This is a genomic window from Enterococcus sp. HMSC072F02, from assembly GCF_001837725.1.
GTDB classification, from domain to species: Bacteria; Bacillota; Bacilli; order Lactobacillales; family Enterococcaceae; genus Enterococcus_B; species Enterococcus_B lactis.
The window spans coordinates 1-12,651 of record NZ_KV833963.1 but is presented as its reverse complement, the minus strand read 5'-3'; the positions used below and the strand labels follow the sequence as shown (position 1 = coordinate 12,651).

At 40.5% G+C, this 12,651-nt stretch carries 14 protein-coding genes; 4 read left to right on the top strand and 10 right to left on the bottom strand.

What is annotated here, in order from left to right; all coding sequences use genetic code 11:
• Positions 1-305 precede the first annotated feature (305 nt).
• Positions 306-908, top strand: coding sequence for an anaerobic ribonucleoside-triphosphate reductase activating protein (gene nrdG / locus HMPREF2731_RS08495; protein WP_002292348.1), 603 nt, complete (start codon positions 306-308; stop codon positions 906-908).
• A gap of 53 nt (positions 909-961) precedes the next feature.
• Here the strand turns inward: nrdG and dinB are convergent, their stop codons facing one another.
• The 10 genes from dinB to dnaX all read right to left on the bottom strand — a co-directional run bounded on the left by dinB (position 962) and on the right by dnaX (position 9,038).
• Positions 962-2,083: a DNA polymerase IV gene (gene dinB, locus HMPREF2731_RS08490; protein WP_002310241.1), complete on the bottom strand. Its 1,122-nt coding sequence runs from the start codon at positions 2,081-2,083 to the stop codon at positions 962-964.
• A gap of 108 nt (positions 2,084-2,191) precedes the next feature.
• Positions 2,192-3,064: a 16S rRNA (cytidine(1402)-2'-O)-methyltransferase gene (rsmI, locus tag HMPREF2731_RS08485; RefSeq protein WP_002292345.1), complete on the bottom strand. Its 873-nt coding sequence runs from the start codon at positions 3,062-3,064 to the stop codon at positions 2,192-2,194.
• A 68-nt stretch (positions 3,065-3,132) separates the two neighbouring features.
• Positions 3,133-3,480, bottom strand: coding sequence for a DNA replication initiation control protein YabA (locus tag HMPREF2731_RS08480; RefSeq protein WP_002288076.1), 348 nt, complete (start codon positions 3,478-3,480; stop codon positions 3,133-3,135).
• Entirely contained in the window at positions 3,473-4,297 is an 825-nt protein-coding gene (locus HMPREF2731_RS08475; protein WP_002292343.1) for a PSP1 domain-containing protein, read from the bottom strand. The genes HMPREF2731_RS08480 and HMPREF2731_RS08475 overlap by 8 nt, the downstream gene beginning before the upstream one ends.
• Before the next feature lie 35 nt (positions 4,298-4,332).
• The gene (holB, locus tag HMPREF2731_RS08470) at positions 4,333-5,271 is read right to left on the bottom strand and encodes a DNA polymerase III subunit delta' (protein ID WP_070872736.1); all 939 of its coding nucleotides are present in this window, start codon (positions 5,269-5,271) and stop codon (positions 4,333-4,335) included.
• Between the two features lie 13 nt (positions 5,272-5,284).
• Positions 5,285-5,614, bottom strand: coding sequence for a cyclic-di-AMP receptor (locus tag HMPREF2731_RS08465; protein WP_002292340.1), 330 nt, complete (start codon positions 5,612-5,614; stop codon positions 5,285-5,287).
• A 14-nt stretch (positions 5,615-5,628) separates the two neighbouring features.
• Positions 5,629-6,273 carry a dTMP kinase gene (gene tmk, locus HMPREF2731_RS08460; RefSeq protein WP_002292339.1) on the bottom strand — a complete coding sequence of 215 codons (645 nt, stop codon included), beginning with the start codon at positions 6,271-6,273 and terminating at the stop codon, positions 5,629-5,631.
• Positions 6,274-6,336: 63 nt separating this feature from the next.
• Positions 6,337-6,933, bottom strand: a complete 597-nt coding sequence (gene recR, locus HMPREF2731_RS08455; protein WP_002292338.1) for a recombination mediator RecR — start codon at positions 6,931-6,933, stop codon at positions 6,337-6,339.
• A 24-nt stretch (positions 6,934-6,957) separates the two neighbouring features.
• Complete coding sequence (locus HMPREF2731_RS08450; RefSeq protein ID WP_002329006.1) at positions 6,958-7,272, bottom strand: YbaB/EbfC family nucleoid-associated protein; 315 nt, start codon at positions 7,270-7,272, stop codon at positions 6,958-6,960.
• Between the two features lie 20 nt (positions 7,273-7,292).
• Positions 7,293-9,038 (bottom strand): DNA polymerase III subunit gamma/tau, encoded by a 1,746-nt coding sequence (gene dnaX / locus HMPREF2731_RS08445; RefSeq protein WP_002329005.1) that lies wholly within the window; start codon positions 9,036-9,038, stop codon positions 7,293-7,295.
• Positions 9,039-9,252: 214 nt separating this feature from the next.
• Between dnaX and HMPREF2731_RS08440 the strand changes: the two genes are divergently transcribed.
• From HMPREF2731_RS08440 to HMPREF2731_RS08430, 3 genes are read left to right on the top strand one after another with little or no spacing between them, the layout of a single operon-like run.
• Entirely contained in the window at positions 9,253-10,500 is a 1,248-nt protein-coding gene (locus HMPREF2731_RS08440) for an SPFH domain-containing protein (RefSeq protein ID WP_070872734.1), read from the top strand.
• A 24-nt stretch (positions 10,501-10,524) separates the two neighbouring features.
• A complete protein-coding gene (locus HMPREF2731_RS08435) occupies positions 10,525-11,709 on the top strand; it encodes a TFIIB-type zinc ribbon-containing protein (protein WP_002315433.1) in 1,185 nt (394 codons plus the stop codon).
• Positions 11,706-12,503, top strand: coding sequence for a TPM domain-containing protein (locus HMPREF2731_RS08430; RefSeq protein ID WP_002335525.1), 798 nt, complete (start codon positions 11,706-11,708; stop codon positions 12,501-12,503). Before HMPREF2731_RS08435 ends, HMPREF2731_RS08430 begins: the two co-directional genes overlap by 4 nt.
• The last annotated feature ends 148 nt before the right edge of the window (positions 12,504-12,651 follow it).

Genomic DNA, 12,651 nt, shown 5'->3' with positions numbered 1-12,651 from the left:
AAAGCTGTCCTGCATCAAGTAATAAGAACAGCTAAACAAAAATAGCTCCTCATATTTTTCGTTTAGTTGGGCTTATTACCGCAGATGCAAGCTTTTGAACACCGTTTATTCAGAATAAGAGGCAGTGACAAATCTTTTTTCACCACTCTCTTTCGATGCTTTGTACCTTTGAACGCTCTCTATCAAAATAAGAACAAGCTTTTTTTGAACAATGGATTTAGGTCGGTTTGTTCTTATTTATGTGGTCGAGTAGATTTTATCTTCAATAGCTATATCTTTGAACCTTAAATGAAAGAAGTTTTTTTATGAGAAATCCAAAACCAAAAGAATGGTTAGCAAAAGACTACAGTCAAAACTATATTGCTGACTACAAACCGTTTAATTTTGTCGATGGTGAAGGTGTCCGTAACAGTCTTTACGTTAGTGGCTGCTTATTCGCCTGCGAAGGTTGCTTCAACAAAGCGGCGCAAAATTTTCGATATGGCAAACCATTCACACCTGAATTAGAAGAACAAATCATCGCTGACTTGCGCAACGATTACGTACAAGGACTGACTTTATTGGGCGGCGAGCCTTTTTTGAATACAGATGTTTGTTTGCAAGTCGTACGACGTATCCGAAAAGAGTTCGGTACGACAAAAGATATCTGGTCATGGACAGGCTATACCTTTGATGAATTGTTACAAGATTCAGAAGATAAATTAGAACTCCTTTCGCAAATCGATATCCTTGTTGACGGACGCTTTGAATTGAGCAAACGTGACCTAAAACTACAATTTCGCGGAAGCAGCAACCAGCGAATCATTGATGTCCAAAAATCTTTAGAATCCAACCAAGTTATGATTTGGGAAAAATGTACGGATGCAACAGAAACCTATGAACAAATCAAAAAACAAGACTTGATATAAAAACAGCTTTGAGAGAGAAAACGGATTTCCATTTTCAACTCTCAAAGCTGTTTTTATATTTCTTGATTTCCCCATAACGGAAGGACGATATTTTCATAGGTCATCGGGTCAAGATTCGTCAAGGTGATTCCTAACAATCGGATCCCTTTTTCTACTCCCAAGATTTCCTCCCATATAAGACTTGCTTGATAAAAGAGCGCTTCTTTTTTATAGATGTATTCTGGCAATGTCACTCTTTTGGTCACAGTAGAATAATCCGTGTACCTGACCTTCAAAACCACTGTTTTCCCATGTTTTTGGACTCTTCTCAGTGCTTCTTCTACTTTTTCAGCTAGTTGGCGCAACTGAGCCAGCACGGCTTCCTCCGTTTGCAATGGCTGTCCATACGTATGCTCTTTTCCCACAGATTTTCGCTCTCTTGTAACATTTACTGGAGAATCATGGATTCCTCTCACTTTACGATAAAGAGAATAGCCCATTTTTCCAAAATTTCGAATCAACATCATTTCTGTGCATTCATATAGGTCTTTTCCTGTATAAATCCCTAACTCATGCATTCTAGGTACAGTTTTCTTTCCTACTCCATGAAATTTTTCAATTGGCAAAGCTTTTAAAAATGGCACAGCATCTTGAGGTGCAACTACTGTGATCCCTCTAGGTTTTTGATAGTCTGATGCTAATTTGGCCAAAAACTTATTGTAACTTACTCCCGCAGAACATGTTAGCTGGACTCTTTCCCAAATATCTGCCTGGATCATTCGGGCGATTTTGATGGCTGACTTGCAATTGATTTTATTTTCGGTCACATCAAGATACGCTTCATCGATACTAACTGGTTCCACAATGTCTGTATAATGATAGAATACTTCCCGTACTTGTTTGGAAATCTCGCTGTATTTATGATGGTCGCCAGGCTTAAAGATGGCTTGCGGGCAAAGTTCATACGCTTTTTGTGCACTCATTGCTGAATGAATTCCGAATTTTCTTGCTTCATAATTTGCCGTAGTCACTACTCCACGCCCACCAGTGTCACTGGGATGTCTAGCAATTACTAATGGGTGCCCACGAAACTCAGGATGATCTCGTTCTTCAACAGAAGCGAAAAAAGCATCCATATCGATATGAATGATTTTTCTTGATGTATCATTATGTAAAGGAAATTGCAGCTCCATCATCCTCACCTCTTAGCCATTATACAGGAACGTTCGTTCGCGTTCAAGAGGTTTGAGAAGTTAGTAGCTGTTTTCCACATTGCCGCTTCATTGTATACTACTTATACTATTTCAGTCTAATTCGTGATATTGACGGTAAACTTCTTGTTTTTTCAGTCCATTTTTAAGCGCTACTGCTTTGATAGCAGCATTTGGCTTTTCGCCTGATGCAATCTTTGCTTCTACTTGTTCTTTTAAGGATCCCTGCTCTTCATCCACTTCTGTCCCTGTCGTTTCAAACAAATTTCCTTCTACAAGCAGACAACATTCCCCCTTTACTGGATGTTCTTCGATATATGCAAGTAGTTCTTCTGTACTTCCTCTAAGGTATTCTTCATGGATCTTTGTCAATTCTCGACACAAAACGACTTGGCGATTACCAAAAATGTCTAAGAAATTCGTCAACGTAGCTGTGATCCGATAAGGTGACTCATAGAAAATCAGCGTAGCTGTTTGTTCTTTTAGCTTTTCCAATGTTTCTTTCTGTTCTTTTTTCTTGCGTGGAAGGAAGCCATAAAATAAAAATGGTTGAGGCACTAGCCCTGAAGCAATCAAAGCCGTCATCCCAGCTGTAGGTCCTGGGATAGAGATCACAGAAATCCCTTCTTTTATGCAGGCTAAAACTAGCTCATGTCCAGGATCGCTGATGGAAGGCATTCCTGCGTCACTGACTTGAGCAATCGTTTTTCCTTCTTTTAACAAAGCAATCAATTGAGGGACACGTTCTTTATAATTATGTTCATGTAAACTTTTTTGGGGCGTAGGAATCTCGAAGTGATTCAATAATTTTTGTGTATTACGCGTATCTTCGCTTGCGATAAGGTCTGCTTCTTGTAGCATACGAACACTTCTGTAGCTCATATCTTCTAGATTTCCGATTGGCGTCGGTACAAGATATAAATTCCCGTATACTGGATTTCCTTTGAAACTTTTTTGATTATACATCTGTCACAATCTCCTTAATAAAAAAACTGGAGCAGTCTTTCTCCGCTCCAGTCTCCTCTTGTTATTGATCATCGACCGCTTTCGCGATAGATCACTTCTAGACAAAACGCACAAGGCTCGTCATTGTCCCGTCTTGATCCATATAAATCGTAGCAGACATGGAAGCCTTCTTCATAAATTTTTTCAAGATTCATACGAGACTTGGAAAGTTCTTGCTTCACATTTTCAGCTGGAGCTTGTGCAACTTGGTTCAATTCCCGAAGATGTTCTCGCAAACGTTGATTTTCCATCTCCAAAGTCGTATTTTTTTCTACGATTTCATGCAAAGCATGCTTCATTTCAACAAGTTCTGTTAATGTATTTCTCAACTCTGATTCTAACTGATTCAATCCGTCGTATAATGATCTCTTATCCATTTATCTCACCTACTTGGATAAATTCTTTCAATTCATCCCATTCATATTCGACAGGATTTTCCCGTCCAGTCAGCCGAATACTAACGATACGGCTAAGCAGATTCAACCCTACGACTTTCCCTTTACCATCAGGTGTAACAATTACTTTTCCAAAGTCAGGGAGTTCTTTTTTTGCTGTCTCGTATTCTTCGCTCTCATATTGTAGACAGCACATCAAGCGTCCGCATAAACCGGAAATTTTTGTTGGGTTCAAAGATAAGCTTTGATCTTTTGCCATTTTGATCGATACGGGCACGAAATCGCCTAAAAAAGAAGAACAGCATAATGGACGCCCACATGGACCAATTCCGCCTATTATCTTCGCTTCATCGCGTACACCAATTTGTCGAAGCTCAATACGAGTACGAAATACAGCGGCTAGATCCTTCACCAATTCTCTAAAGTCGATTCGCCCGTCCGCCGTAAAAGAAAAAATCAGTTTGTTTCGATCAAATGTATATTCAGCTTTGATTATTTTCATTTCCAGCTCACGCAACTGCACTTTTTCTTTTGCGATTTGCAATGCATCACGCGCATCTTCTTTATTTTTTTTGTCTTTTTCTAGTTCAGCTTTTGATGCTTTATGCAAGATTGGACGAATAGCTTCAGGAAGGTCATTGGGATCAATCTCTTTTTTAGGAAGGACAACAGTAGCAATATGTAAGGATTGCTGAGATTCGACTAATACCTTGTCATTATAAATATATTCAGAGTCTCCTGGTGCAAAATAATAGATATGACCTGCATCTCTATATCGGACACCTACTACTTCTACCATTTCCATCCTCCTCGATTCTCGTCCTCTGCGGCAAGCTAAAAAATCGTCTGCAAAACGAACTGTTCCGCAACAGCTTGAAAACCGACATTGCTACGTAGTTTCTGCTCTGCGATCAATATTCGTTCAATTATCTGGTTTATCTGTTTCACTTTGCCATATTCGCCTTTCGCTACTGCTTGACGCTGTGCTTCCTGATAATAAAACATCAGGACAGATAATCCTGTAAACTGCTGTGTTTTTTCTTTAAATGATTTCACTAATTTTTTTTGGACATAGATAAAGGCTTGAGTGTCTTGCTTTTGCAAGTAAACGAACCATTGATAAATCAAGTCCTTAGCATCATTAAACCATTCATCTTGAGAGATTTCAACTGCTTTTCCTAAACTGTTTGTTAAGAAAGCCAAAAGTTTTGATTTTTCTAATGGAATCTGCTCTTCTTGCAATCGATGGATCAATGCTTCTTTTGAAAGTTCTTGAAAATGCAGCACTTGACAACGGGATTGAATAGTAGGGAGAATCCTTCCTACTGCATCTGTCTCTAATACCGCTAAAAAATCTCCCGGTGGTTCTTCCAAAAATTTCAACAGACTGTTTGCCGCACTGCTATTCATTTTTTCAGCTTCTTTAATCAAAAAAACCTTTTTTCTTGATTCATATCCGCTGCGACTGAATTCCGTCTGCAAACGTCTGATCTGGTCAACTTTGATTGTTTGTCCGTCCGGTTCGATAACCAGAACATCTGGATGTTCTTTCTTTTCGATCCGCTGACACTTGTTGCATTTTCCGCAAGGCTGATTGTCTTCCATTTGGGTACAGAACAGGTGCTGTGCGAGCCACACACCTACTTCATGTTTTCCTGTTCCTTTTTCTCCTTCAAAAAGATAAGCATGAGCGAGACGCCCATGCTCAAAACTCCGTTGAAGCTGCTGATACACGATCGGTTGCATTTGAGCCAAGTTTATTTCTTGATTCATAGCTCAGCTCCTCCTAAAATTGATGGAATCCTTCAACAGGTAAGACGAAGACTGTTGCACCGCCTACTTCTACTTCTACTGGATAAGGGACGCCCCCATCCATCGAGATATCCAATGTAACAGGTGTAGATACAAATTGTTTTCTTGATTCACACGTTTTTTTGATGATTTCCAATGCTTCTTCTACTCGATCATCTTCAATACCCACGATAAACGTGCTGTTTCCAGCCTTAAGGAAGCCGCCTGTCGATGATAATTTTGTGGCACGGATATTTGCATCAATCAATTCATTTGATAAACGGTTGCTGTCTTTGTCTTGGATAATCGCTAAAATAATTTTCATAAACGTTCACCTTCCTAGTTTTCAAAAAATTGCGGATATTGTTCAATAATTGTATGATAACTTGTTTGCAGCACTTCTTCAAAGCTTTTTCTTGCATCAACTTTGTGGATTCTTTCCGGATTCTCTTCTGCCAGCTTTAAGTAAGCATGTCGTACACGCTGGTGGAATTCCAAACCTTCCGAATCTAAACGGTCGATTTGGTTTTGTCTGTTTTTCTTGATTCTTCTTAATCCGGTGTCTGAATCTACGTCAAGATAAAGGGTAAAATCTGGCGTAGTACCTTCTGTAGCAAACTCATTCAACCGAGCAATCTCGGTAACGCCGATGCGTCGGCCTGCACCTTGATAAGCAAGAGAACTGTCGACAAATCTGTCGCATAAAACGATTTTCCCTTTTGCCAGAGCAGGCAAGACCTTTTCGACTAGATGCTGTCTTCTTGCCGCCGCATAAAGTAGTGCTTCCGTGCGTTCATCCATCCGATCATTTTTTGGATCCAGGATCACCGCTCGAATCTCTTCAGCAATCGGGATGCCTCCCGGTTCTCTTGTTTGAATGATTTCTGTTTTTGCTACTTCTTTCAAAAGAGGGAAAAGTTCATTCAAGATGCTGGTTTTTCCTGCACCATCAGGCCCCTCGATTGTAATAAATAGTCCGTTCACATTGTTGCCCCCATCTCTTATGCTGCTTCTATATTGTATCTGAAAAAACATTTAATTAGAAATTTATAACTCGCGTCTTCCTTCGACAGCTTTCAATAACGTGACTTCATCTGCGTACTCGATATCAGAGCCTACAGACAACCCATGTGCTAAACGTGTTACTTTGATACCGGCTGGTTTAATTAGACGTGAGAGATACATTGCTGTTGCTTCTCCTTCTGTTGTCGCATTTGTTGCGATGATCACTTCTTTTACATCTGCATCATGCAGCCGCTGCAGCAGCGAAGAAATATTGATATCTTCTGGACCTGTCCCTTCCATCGGTGATAACACACCATGGAGTACATGATAAAGTCCGTGATATTCCCGCATTTTTTCCATTGCCATTACATCTTTCGGCTCTTCGACCACTAGGATAATGCTGCGATCACGTGAAGGGTTTCTACATATTTCGCAAGGATCTTCTTCTGTGATGTTTCCGCAGATACTGCAAAAGTGTAAATCTCGTTTTACACTTAACAAAGATTTAGCAAATTCATTCACTACTTCATCTTTCATATCGATTGTATAAAACGCGAGTCTTGTCGCTGTTTTCTGGCCGATTCCTGGAAGTTTCATATAGCTGTCGATCAGTTTCGCAATTGGTTCTGGATATTGCATATTCATTACTCCTTCAGTTTAAAACTAAAATCCTGGTAACCCTTTTGCGTATTTCCCTAATTTTTTCTCAGTTTCCACATCAATTTGTGTGATTGCGTCATTGACTGCCATTACGACAAGATCTTGAAGCATCTCAATATCATCAGGATCAACGACTTCTTCATTGATTTGGATATCCTTCATGCGGCGATCACCTGTAAATACGGCTTTGACCAATTCATTAGTGGCTTTACCTGTAAATTCTGTTTTATTTAGCAGCTCTTGTGCTTCCGCCATTTCTTTTTGCATTTTTTGTACTTGTTTCATCATGCCTTGCATATTGCCCATTCCACGCATCATAATTATCTACTCCTTTTTTCTTAGTCATCTACTACTGTAACAGCCTCGGAACCAAAAAGTTCCTCTGCTTTTACTACAAGTGTTTCTTCTGGTACTTCCTGTTCTTGAGGGAGTAATTCGATTTCTCCTTCTGATTCTTCAGAAGCAAAAGAATTTTCTGTTCCCTCTTCTTGTGCTTGCGTCAAATAATTTTTTCGAAGTTCCGGCCAACTTTCTCTTGTGATATAAACCGGATCAGGCGCATAGTCTTTGATCATTCGGCTTAAATTATTGTGTACCGAAAGCTGCAGTTCTTCGTCGTTTGCTGCTCTTTGACAAACAATCTCATAATCAAATGCAATCACTAATCCTGTAGGGCCAGCTGCAACTGGTTCACTTGCTTTAAGCATTGCCCGCTGAGTGACAGAGAGGCTCATCAGCAAATCTTCCCATACTTCTTTTACTTGGTTCAGATGCTGTCTTGTCGCTTCCCGCAGAACTTTATATACCCGTTCCGTCGGTACCCGATACGTACTTGTTTGTTTTTTGTGATTCGTCTGCTGTACTGGCTGTACTTTTGTATTCGCAGTTCCTGTGTTACTGCGAAGTTCTTTGATTTCGTTTCTCAGTTCCTTGATCTCTTGTTGCAGCTGTTTTACTATCTGATCATCTGCTGATGCCATTTTTGCTGAAGGAACAGAAGCAGACGGTAGCTGTGCGAGTTTGACTGTAGCGACTTCCAAATAAATAGCGGCACTATTAGTAAATCGGATTTCATTTTGTGTATCGCTTAAAATCTTTATCATTGAAAATAGCTGTTCCGCTGAAACAGTTTGTGCCAATTCTGTAAATGTACTTCTGATCGTACTTGATTGTTCTTCAACTAGATTGGGCGCTTGCTGATACATCAGCAGATCACGGCAGTATTGTAACATATCCTCTAGAAAGCGACGTGATTCTTTGCCGGCTGCGAGAATTTGATTCAACGCTTCCAATGCTTCTGGTACTTCTTTTTTCACGCAAGCACTCAAGTAGCTGTCCATCATTTCGTCTGTCAAGCTGCCTGTTACTTGCATGGCATCATCTAAAGTAATCGTTCCTTCACTAAATGAGATTGCCTGATCGAGAATACTCAATGCATCCCGCATCCCGCCTTCTGCAGAACGGGCAATCACATTCAATGCAGCTGGTTCATAGCTGATAGTCGATTCTTTTAAGATAAATTCAAGATGTTCGACAATATCTGCCGTATTGATCCGTTTAAAATCAAATCGTTGGGTTCGTGAAATGATCGTAGCTGGTATTTTGTGAGGTTCGGTCGTTGCTAAGATGAATATGACACTTTCTTTTGGCTCTTCCAATGTTTTCAACAAGGCATTGAAAGCTCCTGTTGAAAGCATATGTACCTCATCAATAATGTACACTTTGTACGCTGCCTTTGTAGGCGCATAATTTGCCCGATCACGGATAAATCGGATTTCTTCGACTCCATTATTGCTGGCAGCATCGATTTCGATCACATCTTCTTGTGTACCAGCAGTGATTGATCGACACATTTCGCATTCGTTGCATGGTTCACCGTCTTTACTGTTCGGACAGTTGATTGCTTTTGCGAAAATCTTTGCTGCACTTGTCTTTCCGGTTCCTCTGGGTCCTGTAAACAAATAGGCATGTGAGGTTTTGTGGGAAACAATAGCATTTTTTAGTGTCTGTGTCACAGCTTTTTGTCCAACGATGTCTTCGAAACGCTGCGAACGCCAGACTCGATAAAGTGCTTGATATGCCATAAGGATCCCCCTTTTTTAAAAAATTCACTATCTCTTATTATACGTGATATTTGGGAAAAAAACTACTATCCTTCTCGGCTTTTTCAGGTATTTAATCAATACGCAAGTTTCCATTTCAATTCCGTCTCTAGTCCGAGAAGTTTCACTTCTTCCTATGGTATAATAAATAAACAATAATTGTTTGGCATTAGCTGAATCAGAGGAGGAATTTTTTATGGGTCTTATCAAAGCAGCAACAAGTATGGTCGGCGGCGGTCTGGCAGATCAATGGCTAGAAGTCATCGAACCAGACAATATGAGTGATACAACGGTTATGACGAAAGGTGTCAAAGTTCGCAAAGATGACAAACGTGGCTCCAATCGTAAAGGAACAGAAGATGTTTTGACAGACGGAACAGTCGTCCATGTCTATCCAAACATGATGATGCTTTTAGTCGATGGTGGAAAAATCATTGATTATACCGCTGAGGAAGGGTATTACACCATTAAAAACGACGCAGCTCCTTCCATGTTCAACGGAACACTGAAAGAAGCAATTGCTGAAACATTTGACCGATTTAAATTTGGTGGTGTTACACCGCAGAAACAACAAGTTTTTTATATCAACCTCCAAGAAATAAAGGGAATCAAATTCGGTACGAGTGCGCCATTGAACTACTTTGATAATTTCTATAACGCAGAATTATTCTTACGGGCACATGGTACTTATTCTATTCGTGTCGTTGACCCGATTTTATTTTATACAAACGCAATTCCTAAAAACAAAACACAAGTAGAAATCAATGATATCAACGAGCAATACTTAGCTGAATTCCTAACAGCATTGCAATCAGCAATCAATCAGATGTCTGCGGATGGACAACGGATTTCTTATGTACCATCTAAGAGTCTGGAGTTAAGCAAATACATGGATACTGCACTGGATGATTCTTGGCGCGAGTTGCGAGGGATGGAGATCGTCTCTGTCGCTGTGGCCAGCATTTCTTACACAGATGATTCTGTGAAACTAATCAATATGCGTAATGAAGGGGCAATGCTAGGTGAGCCTAGCGTGCGTGAAGGATACGTACAAGGTTCCATTGCCCGTGGAATGGAAGCAGCCGGAAAAAATGAAGCAGGAGCAATGACTGGCTTTATGGGCGTAGATATGGGAATGAATGCAAATGGCTCTTACCTTTCCCAAACGGCTCAAAACAACCAAGAACAAATCAAGCAACAAGCTGAAAAACAAAATCAACAAGCCGCACAAGGGAATGCAGATACTTGGACGTGTCCAGTCTGTGGGACAGAAAATTCCGGAAAATTCTGTTCCAACTGTGGCGCTGCCAAACCAGTAGAAAACGCTCAACCTAAGCTACAGATGCGTTGCAGCGAATGCAACGAGATTGTGAATCTTTCCAACGGCATCCCTAAATTCTGTCCAAACTGCGGCAAACCGTTTAAAGGAATCCCCGTTGATTAATTTATTGAGAAAGGTGTGCAGCTGATGGATGTTCTGACACATAAATGTCCTAATTGCGGCGGTCCGTTGACTTTTGATCCTAAAGACCAAAAATTTCATTGCGAATACTGCCTGAATATCTATACCGAAGAAGAAGTCAGCCAATATGAGCAGAAGCAAAAAGAAGCGCGTATGGCTGGCGAAGAGAACAAAGAAGAACCTTCGCCTACAGAAGATTTTACTTTTACAGCCCAAGAACAGCTTACCGACATGAGTGAAGCCGAGCGCAAAGCGTTTGACGAGGCAGGCGGTTTTTCAGATACAGCGGACGAAGCTGCAGGTAATACTGTAGCGATGGATCTTTTCCTTTGTCCCAACTGTGGTGCAGAGATTGTGACCGATGCGACCACTGCTGCGACTTATTGTTACTACTGCCATAATCCCGTCGTACTATCGGGACGTTTAAGCGGAGAATTCTTGCCAAACAAAGTACTTCCTTTTGCTGTCGAGAAAGAAGAAGCAATCAATAGATTTCTCGCTTGGACCAAGAAAAAATGGTTTGTTCCAAAAGCTTTTTTCAATAAAGACCAAATCGATAAGCTGACGGGTGTATATTTCCCTTATTGGGCTACAGATGCTGAAGTAGATGGCACAATGCAGGCAAACGGCACCGTTATCCGCATTTGGCGAATAGGTGACATCGAATACACAGAAACGAAGCAATTTGCTGTTTCAAGAGCAGGCAAGCTTTCTTTTAAAGAACTAGTAAAAAATGCCTTATCAAAAAATACGCAACAAAAGATGGTCGAAGGTGTGCAACCTTTCCCGTTAGATAAAGCAATTGATTTTAAAAGCCAGTATTTAGCCGGGTTCCAAGCAGAAAAAAGAGATATCGAATACGAGGCAATCAAATCGCAAATCCAATCTGAATTAAAAGACTATTCAGAGAAGCTGTTAAAAGATACTGCCAATGGGTATACAACATTGACAGGTGTCCGAACCTCTGCTTCAATCACAAATGAAGTAAATAATTACGTATTGTTGCCGGTATGGCTCGTTACTTATCGAAGCAATGACTCAAGTAAAAAAGTCTACTACTATGCAATGAATGGACAAACAGGAAAAGTCAGCGGTGTCCTGCCGATTAGCCAGAAAAAATTAGGACTGACTGCTCTTGGGATTTTCGTTGGACTAGCGATCCTCTTTCTGATCGGAGGTTACTTGATATGATGAAAAAATTCTTTTTGTTCTTTCTTTTGCTAGTAAGTGTTAGTTGGCCAGTGGCTACTCATGCGGATACAGCAACGGTAAATGACGAGGCTGGGTTGTTCACTACAGATCAAATCCAATCTTTGGAACAACAGGCAGAAAAGCTGAATGAAAAAATCAAGGGACGAGTCTTGATCGTCACAACTACTTCTAATTCAGAAGAACCAAGAGACTTTGCCGATAATTACTTAAGAAAGGCAGTCGGAAATGATCAAAATGGCTCAGTTTTGCTATTGGATATGGGGCAGCGTGAAATCTACATTTCGACTTCTGGTAATATGATCGATTATTTGACTGACAGTAGAATCGATTCGATCTTAGATGATGTTTATGATCAGATGACGAATGATGCCTACTACGATGCTGCAAAAGCGTACTTGTCTAAATCAGCCACATATGTGGAAGACGGAGTTCCAGGAGGACATTATCGTGTAGATGAAGAAACTGGCAAAATCACACGCTATAAAGTTTTGACGACAGTGGAAATCATCATTGCTGTTGTTTTGGCTCTTATCCTTAGTCTTGTCTTTTATTTTGTGACTGTTTCGCGTTATCAATTGAAATCAGGCATCTACAAATATCCGTTCCGAGAAAAATCCAGTATCAAATTAACTGAAAAAACCGATCGTCTGACAAATTCTTTTGTCACGACAAGAAGAATCCCCAAAAGCCCACCTCCTGGAAGCGGCGGTGGCGGAAGTACTACCCACTCTAGCGGTGGCGGGACTTTTGGCGGTGGCGGAAGAAGTTTCTAAAAATAGCTAAATGAAAGTTCGCAAAAAGAGGCTGTGACAAAAATCGTGTCACAGCCCTTTTGTTGCGAATAAACGGTGTTCAAAAGCTTACATCTGCGGTAATAAGTCCAGCCAAGTAAAAACATTAGGAGCTGTTTTTACTTGGCTG

Bases quoted from the DNA above. Each gene is read 5' to 3' on its own strand.
- nrdG (WP_002292348.1), top strand. From the start codon at position 306: ATGAGAAATCCAAAACCAAAAGAATGGTTAGCAAAAGACTACAGTCAA.
- HMPREF2731_RS08480 (WP_002288076.1), bottom strand. From the start codon at position 3,480: ATGGATAAGAGATCATTATACGACGGATTGAATCAGTTAGAATCAGAG.
- HMPREF2731_RS08440 (WP_070872734.1), top strand. From the start codon at position 9,253: ATGGGTCTTATCAAAGCAGCAACAAGTATGGTCGGCGGCGGTCTGGCA.
- rsmI (WP_002292345.1), bottom strand. From the start codon at position 3,064: ATGTATAATCAAAAAAGTTTCAAAGGAAATCCAGTATACGGGAATTTA.
- HMPREF2731_RS08430 (WP_002335525.1), top strand. From the start codon at position 11,706: ATGATGAAAAAATTCTTTTTGTTCTTTCTTTTGCTAGTAAGTGTTAGT.
- HMPREF2731_RS08465 (WP_002292340.1), bottom strand. From the start codon at position 5,614: ATGAAAATTATTTTAGCGATTATCCAAGACAAAGACAGCAACCGTTTA.
- HMPREF2731_RS08450 (WP_002329006.1), bottom strand. From the start codon at position 7,272: ATGATGCGTGGAATGGGCAATATGCAAGGCATGATGAAACAAGTACAA.
- dinB (WP_002310241.1), bottom strand. From the start codon at position 2,083: ATGATGGAGCTGCAATTTCCTTTACATAATGATACATCAAGAAAAATC.
- HMPREF2731_RS08475 (WP_002292343.1), bottom strand. From the start codon at position 4,297: ATGGTAGAAGTAGTAGGTGTCCGATATAGAGATGCAGGTCATATCTAT.
- recR (WP_002292338.1), bottom strand. From the start codon at position 6,933: ATGCAATATCCAGAACCAATTGCGAAACTGATCGACAGCTATATGAAA.
- holB (WP_070872736.1), bottom strand. From the start codon at position 5,271: ATGAATCAAGAAATAAACTTGGCTCAAATGCAACCGATCGTGTATCAG.
- HMPREF2731_RS08435 (WP_002315433.1), top strand. From the start codon at position 10,525: ATGGATGTTCTGACACATAAATGTCCTAATTGCGGCGGTCCGTTGACT.
- dnaX (WP_002329005.1), bottom strand. From the start codon at position 9,038: ATGGCATATCAAGCACTTTATCGAGTCTGGCGTTCGCAGCGTTTCGAA.